We start from the raw sequence: 14,810 nt of genomic DNA, 5'->3' as shown, positions 1-14,810 counted from the left end.
GGGTGAAGCAGGGGGATCGGTGATGGATCGTCGGCCTGCGCATCTCAATCGCACCGGGCTGAGCCTGCTCGGTGCCATCCTGGCCGCGGCCGGGGGCGCGGGACTCGCCCGCGGCCTGGGCGCCTTCGGGGACGGGCGGGCGTCCGCGCCGGTCCTGTCGGACGAGGTGCGCCGCTTCGCCGACGAGCGGGGCTGGTTCTGGCCCGCGCTCGCCGCGGCGGCCGTCGTGCTGGCGCTGCTGGGGCTGGCGTGGCTGCTCGCGCAGGCACGCTCCGGCAAGCTGGCGGCGCTGGCGATGGAGCCGGACGCCGACACGGGCGGGACGCGGCTGTCGGCGAAGGCCGTCACGGGCGCGATCGAGGACGAGATCGGCGAGTACCCGGGCGTGCGGAAGGTGCGGGCCCGGCTGATCGGCTCGTCGAGGCGCCCCGAGCTTCGGCTGAACGTCGCGTACGGGCACCGCGCCGATCCCGCCGAGCTGCGGCGGCGCATCGAGGAGGAGGGCGTGGCCCGGCTGTGCGCCGCGCTCGAACGCGACTCGTTGCCCACGGTGGTGCGGCTGCGGCTGGTGCCGAAGGAGCAGCCGCCGACCGTCGTCTGAGCGCCCAAGCCTTACGGGGCCTTTGAGGTTGTTTGAGGGCCTATGGCGGCTTGTGGGGCTATTGTCCGAAGGGAACGTGACGTCGAGGCCAGAGGAGGCAGCGCTTGTCCGATCCTGCACTTCCGGGCGGCTCCGCCGAGGGGCGCTTCGACGTATGGAGGGAACAGACGGACCACAGCATGGGCCCCTCCCGCTGAGCGGCCCGACACCCGGAGGCCGCGGCACCCACCACGGCCCCCGGGTTTTGACATGACCGCTGTTCAGAGCTTTGAGAGCAGCGCCCACGTCGGCCCGAAGAGCACCATGATGTAGAAGATCACCCACACGCCGACGGTCCTCAGCGGGCTGGACACGTCTCTCCAGTCAGAGCGCCCGGCGTGCAGGCGAGGCGGGACGGCGTTGCTTCTGCGGAAAAGGCCGCGGCCCGGGCCGGATGGCGCGTAGACGAGTTCCGCCGGCTCCGATGCCAGGACCGTCCCTGAGCTCCGAACGGGAGTGGGGCCTGCTATTTCTCCGTCCTCCACCAGCTCCTGGCCCTGAACCGCGCGGAGCGTCCAGGACGGTTCTCGGAGCACGTAGATGCTGGTACCCCATTCGGCGGGGACGGTCTCCCCGTTCACTGTGACCGCTGGCCGGTACTCGTCACGGGTTGATGGGAAATTCTTGTGCGTGAACGGCCACACATACCGGACGACCAGTTGGAGCGACTCTTCTTCACCCTGGACCGGCCGTAGCAGCGGGCCGAACCAGCCGGACTTGGAATTCATCGTGCTACATCCGATCGGCCAGAGTGTTCGCGACAAAGAGAATGACGAATGCGGCGAGCAGGAAGAGACCGACCCGCAGGTTCCAGCTCTGCAGGCCCTTCTTCGGTGGTGGTAGCGGGGCCGAAACGACCATCGGCACGGCCGCTCCGGGCCTGATCCAGACCTGGATGATCCGGGCACGTCCCTTGACCGCCTCCGTGGCGAAGGACGCGGTGACACCGCACCGCAGCGTGATCGTCCGTGACCCGGAGGCGACCGGGATGTACCAGCGCCCCGGTGCGGCGTCCACGGGGTGGCCGTCGATCTGACACGACAGTTCTGGGAGCTCGCCGGCGAACTTGGAGTCCACCGAGAACCGGATGTCCAGCGCCGAATCCTCGGGTACGGGAGCCGGATCCTCCGCACTTTCGAGTAGTAGCGGCCTCAACGTCTGCACAGTTCCACCACCGAATCTACGCCTGCCGTGGCGGACTGACCGGGCCCGGGAAACCGCCGGGATCCAGTCTCGTCCTTATTTCTTCGGGAGAGCCTCCACCACCGGCGACGCCCTGCCACGCTGCGCCGCCTGATTTGAACGCGGCGTTGATCCCGGTGCTGAGCGCCCAACCGCTGAGCAGGTCGATACCGCGCCGGTTCTCTACTGCGTACCTGGCCAAGTGGCGCAGCAGCGTGGAGAGGCGGATCAGCACGTTGCGCACCTTTTGGATCATGGCTGAGGCGCGCTGGAAGGCGACCGTGGCCTGAATACCGGTGGCCCCGGCAGCAGAGGCGGTGCTGGCGCCGGCCGTTACCGGCGCGGCCGCCATCGCAGGAACCCAGATCGCGATCAGCCAGTCGACCAGAGTGCTGATGAGGTCGATCATGAATGCTTGTGCGACCTCCATGATCGTTTTACTCGCGCCGAGGATGGCTCGCACATGGGTGACCTCCTTCGCCAGGTCGTCCAGCCCCTCGGTGAAGGCGGTCATGTGCGCTCTCGCCCGGTCGGCGGCAGGTCCCTTCCAGACGCTCTCGGCGATGTCCTGCTGCGGTATCTGCTGAACCTGCTTGGACAGCTCGCCGAGTTTCTTGCCCACGAGTTCCCACTGGTTGCTCGTATCGTCGATCTTCTCCGGGTGCCCGGTGACGTAGGCGAGGGCGTCCTCCAAGGGCTGGATGATGTCTATGAGAAAGCTGAGACCCATGCCAGTGAGAAAGCCTGCTGGATCGGCGGCCAGCCCGATACCCGTGCTGATGGCGTCTCCGGTGAACGATGACAGGTCGGCGAAGTCCTTCTCTTCGAACGCCTTTTTGACCCCCTTGCCGAGGGAGCTGATAACCGGTATATCCTCGAGAGCATCGAATTTGAGCGGGCCCGCCTCACTCAGCGAGGGAGGGCGTTCGGGTGCCATCGCCTTACCCTTCGCGGGGTTGGCGAGGAGTTTCTCCACATTTTTGATATTGCTCAGAACCTGCTGGTCCGCCTTGCGGTAGTTCTCGGCGGTCTTGAGCAGCGAGTCCGCCGCCTTGTGAATGTACCTCTCCGGCAATTGAAGAGACTCGTGCAGTTCGTTGGCCGCGTTCTGGTACCAGTTATCGAGTTGGGCGGCCCTGCCCACTCCTCCCCACATGTTGAAGCCGCGCCCGATGTCGGCGGCCTTGGCGGACGCCTTGATATCGGCGGCAAGGGACTGGTAGCCGTCCATCTTCTGTGCGGCGGAGACCAGTTTGGCTGGGTCGTAGACGATCTCGGTCACCAGCGGATGCCCTTCTTCCGGAGGTACTCGTCCGGGTCGTCGGTCTCGACGTCGGGCAGGTGGGCGTTGACCATGTCGATCACGTCCACGCCGGGGGGCGCGATCGGCTGGACGAGGCCGGCCATTTCCTGGTTCACCTCGGCGGTCGCCTTCCTGATCACGGTGATCAGCGTTTTGGCGAGCTGCTCCGGCCCGAGGCGAAGCGCCTGCTGCTGGAGTTCGATGTCCTGTACGGCCCCGCCGGGGCCGACGGTGACCGTGACAGTGCGGTCCTGAGAAGTGACCGAGGCGCTCAGGTGTCGGATCTCCTCGCGGACGTCCTTGTATTTGGCCAGCTGATCAGCCAGCTCTTCATCGATCGAGGCGAACGGTTCCGGGGCGTCGGCGTCGGATCTCTGATCGCTGTCGCTCATGCCTACTCCGCTGTCGACTACAGGGGTCCGCGGGGTATTCAATCCTGAAAGGAGCATTGGTGCGGAGACATTCAACCATGGCTTGCAGTTCTGTTCAAATGTCCGTAAAGCACACTTATGTCCCTTGGCTTGGGCGGGTATGAGGCCAGGCCGGGTATTGGAATCGGGGGACTCGGCATTTGAATCGGTCAGTGCCGAAAGGTCGTGTCACTCGTCCTGAATGCGTTTCTCGGGCCCGGGGTCTGGCGGTGGGGTTGGTGGGGTGATCGAGGTCACCTGGAGGTGGGTTGTGTTTTCCAACTAAGTGGAGGGATGCTCGAAGGGTGAGTTGGAAGATCAAACGGAGGTGGGGAGCATGCGGGACGCGGTGATCGTGGAGGCGGTGCGGACGCCGGTCGGCAAGGGCAAGCCGAACGGGGCGCTGCACGGCGACCACCCCGCCGACCTCCTCGCGCGGACGCTGCGGAAGCTCGTCGAGCGCGCCGGGCTCGACTCCGCGCAGGTGGACGACGTCATCGGCGGCGTCGTGACCCAGGCGGGCGACCAGGCGCTCAACATCACCCGCACGGCCGTCCTCGCCGCCGGGTTCCCCGAGAGCGTCCCGGCCATGACGGTCGACCGGCAGTGCGGCTCGTCCCAGCAGGCCCTGCACATCGCGGCGCAGGGCGTGCAGAGCGGCGCGTACGACATCGCGATCGCGTGCGGCGTCGAGTCGATGTCCCGCGTGCCGATGGGGTCGAGCGTGCTGCCCGGCAGCGACCCGTTCGGGCCGATGCTCGCCGAGCGCTACCCCGGCGGCCTCGTCGGCCAGGGGATCAGCGCCGAGCTGATCGCCGCCCGCTGGGACCTGCCGCGCGAGGACCTCGACGCCTACGCCTGCGAGTCGCACCGCCGCGCCGCCGAGGCGTGGAAGAACGGCGAGTTCGACCGGGAGGTCGCCTGGCCCGGGCAGCGGGACGAGACCGTCCGCCCGGACACCTCGCCGGAGGTCCTCGCCGGGCTCAGACCCGCCTACTACGACGAGCGCATGGCCGAGCGGTTCCCCGAGATCGGCTGGAAGATCACCGCGGGCAACGCGTCCCCGATCAACGACGGTGCCGCGGCCGTGCTCGTCATGGGCGCGGACGTCGCCGAACGCCTCGGCCTGCGCCCCCGCGCCCGCTTCCACGCGTTCGCCGTCACCGGCGACGACCCGCTCCTGATGCTCACCGCGATCATCCCGGCGACCGCGAAGGTCCTGGAGCGCGGCGGCCTCGCGCTGGACGACATCGACCTGTTCGAGGTGAACGAGGCGTTCGCCCCGGTCGTCCTCGCCTGGCAGCGCGAGACCGGCGCCGACCTGGCGAAGGTCAACGTCCGCGGCGGCGCGATCGCGATCGGCCACCCGCTCGGCGCCAGCGGCGCCCGCATCATGACGACGCTGCTGCACGCCCTGGAAGACCGCGGCGGACGGTTCGGGCTCCAGACCATGTGCGAGGCCGGCGGCCTGGCGAACGCGACCGTCATCGAGCGGCTCTGACGGCGGTTAGGCTGCCCGGTATGCCGAAGGACGCCGCGCCGCGCGAGTGCTCCATCGCCGACACCCTGGACCTGGTCGGCGAGCGCTGGAGCCTGCTCGCCATCCGCGAGCTGAGCTACGGCGTGCGGCGGTTCGACCGGATCGTCCGGAACACGGGCGCGTCCCGCGACATCCTCACGGCCCGGCTCCGCAAGCTGGAGGCGAACGGCATCGTCCGCCGCGTGCGCTACAGCGATCACCCCGCCCGCTACGAGTACCACCTGACGCGGGCGGGTGTGGAGCTGTGCGACGTCCTTCTGGTGCTGATGGCGTGGGGCGACCGGCACCTGCACCCCGACGATCCGCCCGTCCGCTGGCGGCATTCCTGCGGCCATGCGGTCAGCCCGATGGTCGTGTGCCGCCACTGCGGCGGCGAGGCCCGCGCCGGCGCCCATTCCCCGTCCGGCCGCGGCGCGCTGACCGGCTGACTCACCGTTCGGCGGCCAGGCGCACCCCGAGGCCGATGAAGAGGCCGCCCACGGCGACGTTGAGCCGCTGGCGGGCGGCCCGCCGGTGGCGCAGCCAGTCCCCGATCCGTCCGGCGAGGACGCCGACCGTGCCGTCGACGAGGAACTCCAGCGCGATGAGAATGGCGCCGAGAACCGCGAACTGCACCCATACGTGGCCCATTCCCGGGTCGATGAACTGGGGCAGGAAAGCGATCGTGAACGTGACCATCTTCGGGTTCAGCAGATTGGTCACCAGGCCGTTGAGATAGGCGCGCCGTCCCGAGATCCGGCCGGTGGACCGCAGGCCGTCGTCCTGATCGTCCTTGCGGCGGCGAATGGTCTGGACGCCGAGATACACGAGGTAGGCGGCTCCCGCGATCCGCACCGCCGTGAACGCGACCGGCGCCGCGGCGAACAGCGCCGCCAGCCCCGCCGCCGCGACGGCGACGTGGACGGCCTCGCTCGTCGCCACCCCGGCCGTGGCCAGCAGACCCGCGCGCGCTCCGCCCCGCATCCCGCACCCGAGGACGAACAGCATGTCCGGCCCCGGAATGACCATCGCCACGATCGAGGTCACGAAGAACGCCACCAGCAAATGGGGATCAATCGGCATAAAACGATCATCTCACACGTCCGGTCCGGCGTCCGGGCCGGTGGAGGGGCCACCGGGGGATCCCGCCGGGGCCGCGGTTCGGCCGCCGGTGGATTCTCGTGGCTCGGCAAACGCTCGGCTTCGTGAAGTGATCGTGTGGCTCGGGCAATCGCGGGTCAAGGGGAGCGGGGTGTCCTTCTTAAAGCGTAATAAGTCCAGGGCCGCGGTTACCGATCTTCGTTCCGGCAAAGGTGGCGGAGGGTTCGCGATGTCCACCGGCATCGAGGGCCGGAATTCGACATTGCCGCCGAATTCGCGGAAATCGGGGGAGCCATGGCAAGGGTGAAGCGGGAGCACGACGGTCACGACGAGGCGGCGGACGCCGAGGTGCTGTCGTCGATGGAGTACGCGGCCGAGCTCAGGGACGATTCGAGCGGCCGCAGTTTCGGGGCGGCGAGCTGCGGGGCCCCGGCCGAGGGGCTGGAGCAGCACATCTGCATGGGGCTGAACGCGTGCAAGGCCTTCGACGTCGACGGCGCGGCGACCATGGCGGGGACCGGGAACTGCGCGACCGTGCGCCATGTGTGCCACGGCGAGGGGCAGTGCCGCGGGCAGGGCGGCTGCGGCTATGCCGGGAGCGACGAGCAGCAGTGGCGGCCCGGCGAGCAGGCGTGCCGGTTCAACGGCAGCTGCGCCAGCCCGGTGAACATCAGCCGGGTGTTCAGCGGGGGCCCGATGAAGGGCAAGAGCGTGTGGCTGCAGGCCAGGCGCATCATGGAGGACCGGATGTACCGGGCCGGGCTGGCGTACGGGCCGGCCCCGGCCGAGGGCATCCCCGACGACATGCTGCCCGAGTACGACGTCGACGACGGCCGCGACCTGCCGGATCCCCGGTCGAACGGGCAGCGCAAGTCGACGGCCCGTGCGAGCGCATCCCGTGCGAGCGCGTCGCGTACGAGGACTGCCGGGGCGCGCCGGAAGGGCGCGGCCGGGAAGAAGCGATGACGCCGCCGAGCGCCGGGGAACGGCCGCTCGGGTTCGGGCTGGGGTTGCGCGCGCCGCACATGGACCATGTGCGGCGCCACCTCCCGGACGTCGGGTTCTTCGAGGTGATCTCGGAGAACTTCATGGACTGCGGGGGCGGGCGCCGCCGCGCCCTGGACGCGATCGCCGACCGCTACCCGATCGTCCTGCACGGGGTGTCGCTGTCCATCGGCTCCACCGATCCGCTCGACTTCGGGTACCTCGCCCGCCTGCGGGACCTCGCCGACGCGGTCAGGGCCCGGCTGGTGTCCGATCACGTGTGCTGGACGGGGGTCATGGGCCGCAACACCCATGACCTGCTGCCGCTGCCGTTCACCGAGGCGGCGCTGGCGCACGTGGCCGGCCGGGTGCGCACCGTGCAGGACGTCCTGGGACGCAGGCTGGTGCTGGAGAACCCGAGCACGTACGTCGGCTTCACCGCGTCGACCATGTCCGAGCAGGAGTTCATGGCCCGGCTGGTCGAGGACACCGGCTGCGGGCTGCTGCTGGACGTCAACAACGTCTACGTCTCGGCGGCCAACCACGACGCCGACCCGGTGGACTACCTCGACGCGATCCCGCTGGACAGCGTGGAGCAGATCCACCTGGCCGGGCACACCGACTACGGCACGCACCTCATCGACACCCATGACGGCCCGGTCACCGACGAGGTCTGGGACCTGTACCGCCGCGTCGCCGAGCGCCGCGCCGACATCCCCACCCTGCTGGAGTGGGACGACAAGCTGCCCGGCTTCCCCGTCCTGGAGGCCGAACTCGGCAAGGCCCGGAACGTCGCTGGCAAGGCCCGGCAGACGAGCATGGCCGGGGGCCGCCGCGATGGCTGAGCCGCCCGGCCTCGCCCGGCTCCAGCGGTGCCTGCAGACGGCGATCATGGACCCGGACGGCGACCTGGACGAGGCGGCCCGCGTCCTCACCGCGTCCGAGACGCTGACCGCCCGCGAGCGCCTGGCGATCTACTGGCGCGGCTACCGGCTCCGGCTGCTGGAGAACATGCGCGGCCTGCATCCCGGGCTGGCCCACCTGCTGGGCGAGGAGACGTTCGACAGCTTCGCCCTGGACTACCTCGACGCCCGTCCACCCAGCACCTACACGCTGTCCCGCCTGGACGAGGGCTTCGCCGCCCACCTGTCGGCGACCCGGCCGGACCGGCGGGGACCGGACGCCCCGGCAGGACCGGACTGGCCCGACCTGATCATCGACATGGCCCGTCTGGAACGCATCATCACCGAGGTCATCGAGGGCCCCGGTACGGAGGACGCCGTCCTCCCGGCCACGGACGAACTCCCAGGACCCGCCGGCCTGCCCGGCCTGCGCCCGGTGGTCGCCCCCTGCCTTCGGCTTCCCCGGCTGGCGTTTCCCGTCCACGAGTACCTGGCGGCGGTCCGGCGCGGCGAGGACCCCGATCCTCCCGCGGCCCGTCCCGTGCGGCTGGCCGTCCACCGGCGGGACTACAAGGTCACGATGCGCGAGCTCGATCCCGCCGCCCACCGGGCCTTGCGGGCGCTGGCCGGAGGCGCCGCGGTCGGCGCCGCCTTCGAGCACGTCGACGCGCAGGCCATCGGCCTCCTCCGCCGCTGGACCGACCTCGGCTTCTTCACCCACCTCGACCAACCCGCTGACCGCGAACCCGCTGACCGCGAACCCGGGAGCGGCTCCGTCACACCCACGAGAAAGGGCGCACGATGACCACCAAGACGATCGGCACGAGGAGCCGCGGGACGGCCGCGAAGGCCCCGGCGAAACAGGCGAAACAGGCGAAACAGGCGGAAGCGGCCAGGATCGAACCGATCAAGAAGCTCGATCCCGAGAAGGGCATCCAGAGCGTCCAGGACCTGGCCGACCACCTGCACGTCGCCGCCCAGGTGGAGCTGTCCACCATCCCGCTCTACCTGTACGGCGCCTACTCGATCAGGACGCGCGGGCACTCCCAGTGGGCCGCGCCGCGCGGCATCCTGCGGTCGCTGATCGGGATCTCGATCGAGGAGATGCTGCACCTGGCGCTGGTGCGCAACCTGATGGTCGCGATCGGGTGCGGCGACCAGATCACCTTCTACGACAAGAAGTTCATCCCGTCCTACCCGAGCAAGATGCTGCACCGCTACAACCCCAAGGACAAGGACGGCGCGGAGATCGACCTCTCCCTCGGCAAGCTGACCATGGAGCAGGTGAAGATGTTCCGCCGGATCGAGATGCCGGACGACGTCAGTCCCAAGGCGACCACCTTCGACGCGCATCCGAAGGCCGTCGGCCAGTACACCAGCCTGGGGGCCTTCTACCGCTCCATCGAGAAGGGCTTCACCGACCTGGACGAGAAGAAGAAGATCAAGTGGGCGCTCGGCGACGCGCGCAAGCAGTACAAGCGCGCCTTCTGGAACGAGTTCGGCAACGGGAAGCCGATCCGCGTCCACAACCTCGAGACCGCCAAGGCGGCGCTGGACCTCATCATCGAGCAGGGCGAGGGCACCCTCAAGGACCACCAGCACATCAAGGTCAAGCACGGCGTCGAGGACTTCACCCACTACGAGAAGTTCCTGCGCATCGAGCGGGGCGAGGAGGGCATCGGCGCGGTCGACGGCGCCGACAACGACATCCGGCTCGACGACCCGGAGGCGACCTGGCCCGTCCTGTCCGACCCGAAGGTGGCCGACTTCAAGGACCAGCCGGGCGTCCACAGCCTGATGACGCTGTTCAACGCGGCCTACTGCTACACCCTGTGCGTCTTGGACGAGCTCTACCGGACCTCCACCGACGACGTGGAGACGGTGCGGGTCCAGGAGAACCGCACCGAGCTCTTCAGCCGGCGGTACGGGCTCGAACGCAACGGCGTCGCCATCATGCAGGGCGTCCTGTACCCGATCGCGCAGGTGCTCGTCAGCACGCCCATTCCCGGCGGCCCGGAGGAGGGGATGCTCCACGCCGCGCCGTCATTCGAGTTCTACGATTTCTCCAAGGCGAAGAACCGCACCAAGAAGCAGCAGCTCGCCGACCTCTGCGACAAGGCGATCGACCATTTCCCGGTCCTCGGCGGCCCGGACGGCGTCCAACGGCAGATCAGCCTCCTCGCCGAAGTCTGACGTAAATGCCCCTGGTCGGGGCCGATCAGCACTCGATGACGTTGACGGCGAGGCCGCCGCGGCTCGTCTCCTTGTACTTGTCCAGCATGTCGCGGCCGGTGTCGCGCATCGTCTTGATGGCCTTGTCGAGGGAGACGAAGTGGCGGCCGTCGCCGCGGAGGGAGATGCGGGCGGCGCTGATGGCCTTGATGGCGCCGACCGCGTTGCGTTCGATGCACGGGACCTGGACGAGGCCGCCGACGGGGTCGCAGGTGAGGCCGAGGTTGTGCTCGATGCCGATCTCGGCGGCGTTCTCGACCTGCTCGGGGGTGCCGCCGAGCACCTCGGTGAGCCCGGCGGCGGCCATCGAGCAGGCGGAGCCGACCTCGCCCTGGCAGCCGACCTCGGCGCCGGAGATGGACGCGTTCTGCTTGAACAGGACGCCGATCGCCCCGGCGGTGAGGAGGAACCGGACGACGCCCTCGTCGTCGTGGCCGGGGACGAAGCGGTCGTAGTAGTGCAGGACGGCCGGGACGATCCCGGCGGCGCCGTTGGTGGGGGCGGTGACGATGCGCCCGCCGGCGGCGTTCTCCTCGTTGACGGCGAGGGCGTAGAGGGTGACCCAGTCCATGGCGTGGAGCGGGTCGGCGGGCTTCTCGGTGGAGAGCTGCCGGTGGAGCTGGGGCGCGCGGCGGCGGACCTTGAGGCCGCCGGGGAGGAGGCCCTCGCGGGTGCAGCCCCGGTCGACGCAGGCGCGCATGACCTGCCAGAGGTTCAGGAGTTCCGCGCGGATCTCCTGGGGCGTGCGGCCGAACGCCTTCTCGTTCTCCAGCATCAGCGCGGAGATGGACAGGCCCGTCTCGCGGCAGCGTTCGAGGAGTTCGGCGGCCGTCTCGAACGGATGCGGCAGGACGGTGTCGTCGGGCTTGATGCGGTCGGCGCCGGTGGCGTTCTCGTCCACGATGAAGCCGCCGCCGACCGAGTAGAACACCTTGGAGCGCAGCTCGTCGCCCGAGTCGTCGCGGGCGGTGAAGCGCATGCCGTTGGGGTGGCCGGGGAGCGATTCCTTGCGTTCGAAGACGAGGTGCTCGTTGACGACGAAGGGAATGTCGTGGTCGTTGAAGAGGTGGAGCGTTCCGCGTTCGCGGATCGATGCCAGGCGCTCGTCGATGAGGTCCACGTCGACCAGTTCGGGCTTGTCGCCTTCGAGGCCGAGGATGACGGCCTTGTCGCTGCCGTGGCCCTTCCCGGTGAGGCCGAGTGAACCGTAGAGGGTGGCGTGGACGGTCGCCGTCTTCTCCAGGAGACCGTCCCTGTGCAGGCCGCGGGCGAAACGGTGTGCTGCGGCCATCGGTCCGCCGGTGTGGGACGACGACGGGCCGATGCCGATCTTGAATAGGTCGAAAACGCTGATGGCCATTGCTGCCCCCTTTGCCCGCGCCCCCTCGCGTCTGGGCGAGGGGGCACGGAGGACATCACAGGTCGGGATACAGGGGATGCTTGTCCGCCAGCGCCTTCACGCGGGCGGACAGTACGTCGCGGTCGAAGGACGGCTGCAGCGCCAGCGCGATGACGTCGGCGACCTCGGCGAAGTCGGCGGCGGTGAAGCCGCGCGTCGCGAGGGCGGGCGTGCCGATCCGCAGCCCGGACGTCACCATCGGCGGACGCGGGTCGTTCGGGACGGCGTTGCGGTTGACGGTGATGCCGATGTCGTGCAGGCGGTCCTCGGCGTCCCGTCCGGTGAGGTCGGAGTCGACCAGGTCGACCAGGACCAGGTGGACGTCCGTCCCGCCGGTCAGGACCTTCACGCCGGCCTTCGCCGAGTCTTCGGCGAGGAGGCGGTCGGCGAGGAGCCGGGCGCCCTCGATCGTGCGGGCCTGCCGGTCGCGGAACTCGTCCGTCGCGGCCATCTTGAGCGCGACGGCCTTGGCGGCGATCACATGCTCCAGCGGGCCGCCCTGCATGCCGGGGAACACCGCCGAGTTGATCTTCTTGCCGTACTCCTCGCGGGCGAGGATCAGCCCGCCGCGCGGCCCGCCGAGCGTCTTGTGCGTCGTGGTCGTGACGATGTCCGCGTGCGGCACGGGCGAGGGGTGCAGCCCCGCCGCGACGAGGCCCGCGAAGTGCGCCATGTCGACCATGAGCAGCGCGCCGACCGAGTCGGCGACCTTTCGGAAGGCCGCGAAGTCGAGCTGCCGCGGGTACGCCGACCAGCCCGCCACGATCATCTTCGGGCGGTGCTCGTCCGCGAGCGCGGCCACCTCGTCCATGTCGACGAGGCCGTCCTCCTCGCGGACGTGGTACGGCACCACGTTCAGCACCTTGCCGGAGTAGTTCAGCCGCATCCCGTGCGTGAGATGCCCGCCGTGCGCGAGGTCGAGGCCGAGGATCGTGTCCCCGTGCTGCAGCAGAGCGAAGTACACCGCCGTGTTCGCCTGCGCGCCGCTGTGCGGCTGGACGTTCGCGTACTCGGCCCCGAACAGCGCCTTCGCGCGCTCGATCGCGAGCTGCTCGGTGACGTCGACGAACTCGCAGCCGCCGTAGTACCGCCGCCCGGGATAGCCCTCGGCGTACTTGTTGGTCAGGACGGAGCCCTGCGCCTCCAGGACCGACACGGGCGCGAAGTTCTCCGACGCGATCATCTCCAGGGTGGACTGCTGCCGGCGCAGCTCGGCGGTGACCGCCTCGGCGACCTCCGGGTCCGCCGTGGCGAGCGGGTCGTGCAGGCGCACCGGTCAGTCCTCCTCGATCAGCTTCTCGTAGGCGACGGAGTCGAGCAGGTCGCCCGGCTCGTCCGACACCCGGACCTTGAAGATCCAGCCCTCGCCGTACGGGTCGTCGTTGATGACCTTCGGCTCGTCCACCACCGCGCTGTTGATCGCGGTGACCTCGCCGCTGACCGGCGAGTACAGGTCGCTGACCGACTTCGTCGACTCGACCTCGCCGCACGGCTCGCCCGCCTCGACGGTGTCGCCCTCGGACGGCTGCAGTTCGAGGTAGACGATCTCCCCGAGGGCGTCGGCGGCATGGGCGGTGATGCCGATGGTGACGATGCCGTCATCGCCGCCCAGGCCCGACACCCACTCGTGCTCTTCGCTGTAGCGGAGCTGCTCCGGAACGCTCACGATCACTTCTCTCTTCTCATTGCGGGAGTTCCCCCGGATTTCAGGAACGCTTGTAGAACGGCAGGGCCACCACGTCCACGGGCTCGTTCCGGCCGCGGACGTCCACGGCGAGACCGGTCTCCCCGGCGCCGCTGTCGAGATACGCCATGGCGATCGGCTCGCCCAGTGTCGGGGACGGGGCGCCGCTCGTCACGACCCCGCACGGCGCGCCGCCGGACGTGACGACCTGGTACCCCTTGCGCGGTGCCCGGCGCCCCCGCGCCACCAGTCCGACGAGCCTACGGCCCGGCGGGGTCTGCGCCACCGCAGCCAGGGCCGACTTGCCCACAAAGTCGCCCGGCTTGTCCAGTTTCACGACCCGTCCGAGGCCCGCCTCGAACGGCGTCGTCTCGGCGGTCAGCTCGTTGCCGTAGAGCGGCATGCCCGCCTCCAGGCGCAGGCTGTCGCGCGCCGCCAGCCCGGAGGGGACGACGCCGTCCACCCCTTCGAGCGCCTTCCACAGCCGGACGGCGTCGGACGCGTCCACGAACAACTCGAAGCCGTCCTCCCCGGTGTAGCCGGTGCGGGCGACGAGCGCGTCGACGTCCGCGACCCGTGCGGCGAGGATCGCGTAGTACTTGAGGTCGGCCAGCGGCGCGTCGGTGAACTCTTCGAGAATCTCCTGCGAACGCGGCCCCTGCAGCGCGATCAGCGCGTACGAGGCGGACCGGTCGTCCACCGCCGCCTCGAAGCCCGCGGCGCGCTCGGCCAGCGCGTCCCGGACGACGCCGGCGTTGGCGGCGTTCGCGACGACCATCCACGTCGTGTCGGCGAGCCGGTAGACGATCAGGTCGTCGAGGACGCCGCCGTCCGGCGCGCAGATCATCGTGTAGCGGGCCTTGCCGACGGGCATCGCCGCCAGCTTCCCGACCAGCGCGTAGTCGAGCGCGTCGCCCGCGCCGGGACCGGAGAGGAAGATCTCCCCCATGTGCGACAGGTCGAACAGCCCGGCGCCGGTGCGGACCGCCTGGTGCTCGGCGGTCTCGCTCCTGTAGCGCAGCGGCATCAGGTAACCGGCGAAGTCCACGAGGTTCGCGCCGAGGTCCTGATGGACGTCATGCAGCGGCGTCTTCCGGGCGGACGACGCGCTTTTCGCGGGTGGATCGGCGGGCATGGGTTCGGCTCCTTCGTCGCGGGCACGCGTGGTCCATCGTCCCACTCGCGCACCGGGCGTATCGGTGCCTCCCCCTCTGTCATCGGCGCCTGAGAGCTTCACCCGTCGCCAAGGACGGGTTTGCACCTTCGGCGGGGGACCTGGTCCCCGCTTTCCAGAGGTCGCCTCGCCCGTGCGGTCCGTGGGCCTGAGAGGTTCCGGGGAGGAGTTGCTCCTTCGGCGTCCCCCACCGGCTGCGAGGGACTCTCCCGCACGGGATCGTCGGCTGCCGGTCAGGCTAGCAGCGGCTTAGCCCCGCGACCACCCACCGTCCCCCTAC

16 protein-coding genes and 1 riboswitch are annotated in these 14,810 nt (G+C 69.6%); of the genes, 7 read left to right on the top strand and 9 right to left on the bottom strand.

All coding sequences use genetic code 11. The features are described from left to right. On the top strand, window positions 1-601 hold a 601-nt coding region (locus tag E1264_RS29000; protein ID WP_243711229.1), incomplete at its 5' end, for a hypothetical protein. 260 nt (window positions 602-861) lie between these two features. Here the strand turns inward: E1264_RS29000 and E1264_RS28995 are convergent. From E1264_RS28995 to E1264_RS28980, 4 genes are read right to left on the bottom strand one after another with little or no spacing between them, the layout of a single operon-like run. After that, window positions 862-1,368 carry a hypothetical protein gene (locus E1264_RS28995; protein ID WP_132178630.1) on the bottom strand — a complete coding sequence of 169 codons (507 nt, stop codon included), beginning with the start codon at window positions 1,366-1,368 and terminating at the stop codon, window positions 862-864. A gap of 4 nt (window positions 1,369-1,372) precedes the next feature. Further along, complete coding sequence (locus E1264_RS28990; RefSeq protein WP_132178629.1) at window positions 1,373-1,804, bottom strand: hypothetical protein; 432 nt, start codon at window positions 1,802-1,804, stop codon at window positions 1,373-1,375. A 16-nt stretch (window positions 1,805-1,820) separates the two neighbouring features. After that, window positions 1,821-3,104 (bottom strand): hypothetical protein, encoded by a 1,284-nt coding sequence (locus tag E1264_RS28985; RefSeq protein ID WP_132178628.1) that lies wholly within the window; start codon window positions 3,102-3,104, stop codon window positions 1,821-1,823. Then, window positions 3,101-3,517, bottom strand: a complete 417-nt coding sequence (locus tag E1264_RS28980) for a YbaB/EbfC family nucleoid-associated protein (RefSeq protein WP_165964433.1) — start codon at window positions 3,515-3,517, stop codon at window positions 3,101-3,103. The genes E1264_RS28985 and E1264_RS28980 overlap by 4 nt, the downstream gene beginning before the upstream one ends. A gap of 355 nt (window positions 3,518-3,872) precedes the next feature. On the opposite strand from E1264_RS28980, the gene E1264_RS28975 reads away from it, so the two are divergent. Together E1264_RS28975 and E1264_RS28970 are read left to right on the top strand one after the other, a co-directional pair. Continuing rightward, on the top strand, window positions 3,873-5,036 hold the full coding sequence (locus tag E1264_RS28975) for a thiolase family protein (protein ID WP_132178626.1): 1,164 nt from the start codon (window positions 3,873-3,875) through the stop codon (window positions 5,034-5,036). Window positions 5,037-5,056: 20 nt separating this feature from the next. Further along, window positions 5,057-5,503 (top strand): helix-turn-helix domain-containing protein, encoded by a 447-nt coding sequence (locus tag E1264_RS28970; RefSeq protein WP_132178625.1) that lies wholly within the window; start codon window positions 5,057-5,059, stop codon window positions 5,501-5,503. Between the two features lies 1 nt (window position 5,504). Here E1264_RS28970 and E1264_RS28965 read toward each other — a convergent pair whose 3' ends face one another. Then, complete coding sequence (locus tag E1264_RS28965; protein WP_132178624.1) at window positions 5,505-6,137, bottom strand: LysE family translocator; 633 nt, start codon at window positions 6,135-6,137, stop codon at window positions 5,505-5,507. Window positions 6,138-6,449: 312 nt separating this feature from the next. On the opposite strand from E1264_RS28965, the gene E1264_RS28960 reads away from it, so the two are divergent. From E1264_RS28960 to E1264_RS28945, 4 genes are read left to right on the top strand one after another with little or no spacing between them, the layout of a single operon-like run. Continuing rightward, window positions 6,450-7,121: a hypothetical protein gene (locus E1264_RS28960; protein WP_132178623.1), complete on the top strand. Its 672-nt coding sequence runs from the start codon at window positions 6,450-6,452 to the stop codon at window positions 7,119-7,121. Further along, window positions 7,118-7,984, top strand: a complete 867-nt coding sequence (locus E1264_RS28955) for a DUF692 domain-containing protein (RefSeq protein WP_132178622.1) — start codon at window positions 7,118-7,120, stop codon at window positions 7,982-7,984. Before E1264_RS28960 ends, E1264_RS28955 begins: the two co-directional genes overlap by 4 nt. Continuing rightward, a complete protein-coding gene (locus E1264_RS28950; protein ID WP_132178621.1) occupies window positions 7,977-8,846 on the top strand; it encodes a DNA-binding domain-containing protein in 870 nt (289 codons plus the stop codon). The genes E1264_RS28955 and E1264_RS28950 overlap by 8 nt, the downstream gene beginning before the upstream one ends. Further along, entirely contained in the window at window positions 8,843-10,234 is a 1,392-nt protein-coding gene (locus E1264_RS28945) for a ferritin-like protein (protein WP_132178620.1), read from the top strand. Before E1264_RS28950 ends, E1264_RS28945 begins: the two co-directional genes overlap by 4 nt. A gap of 25 nt (window positions 10,235-10,259) precedes the next feature. Here E1264_RS28945 and E1264_RS28940 read toward each other — a convergent pair whose 3' ends face one another. From E1264_RS28940 to gcvT, 4 genes are read right to left on the bottom strand one after another with little or no spacing between them, the layout of a single operon-like run. Further along, entirely contained in the window at window positions 10,260-11,633 is a 1,374-nt protein-coding gene (locus E1264_RS28940; protein ID WP_132178619.1) for an L-serine ammonia-lyase, read from the bottom strand. Between the two features lie 55 nt (window positions 11,634-11,688). Then, entirely contained in the window at window positions 11,689-12,945 is a 1,257-nt protein-coding gene (glyA, locus tag E1264_RS28935; RefSeq protein ID WP_132178618.1) for a serine hydroxymethyltransferase, read from the bottom strand. A gap of 3 nt (window positions 12,946-12,948) precedes the next feature. Beyond that, a complete protein-coding gene (gene gcvH, locus E1264_RS28930) occupies window positions 12,949-13,338 on the bottom strand; it encodes a glycine cleavage system protein GcvH (RefSeq protein WP_132178617.1) in 390 nt (129 codons plus the stop codon). Between the two features lie 40 nt (window positions 13,339-13,378). After that, entirely contained in the window at window positions 13,379-14,491 is a 1,113-nt protein-coding gene (gene gcvT / locus E1264_RS28925) for a glycine cleavage system aminomethyltransferase GcvT (protein ID WP_132178616.1), read from the bottom strand. 165 nt (window positions 14,492-14,656) lie between these two features. Further along, a riboswitch (glycine riboswitch) is annotated at window positions 14,657-14,752 on the bottom strand. Window positions 14,753-14,810 lie beyond the last annotated feature (58 nt).

This window comes from Actinomadura sp. KC216 (genome assembly GCF_004348535.1).
In the GTDB taxonomy this organism is placed as follows: domain Bacteria; phylum Actinomycetota; class Actinomycetes; order Streptosporangiales; family Streptosporangiaceae; genus Spirillospora.
The sequence above is the reverse complement of the archived record's forward strand: the minus strand, read 5'-3'. Positions and strand labels throughout refer to the sequence as shown.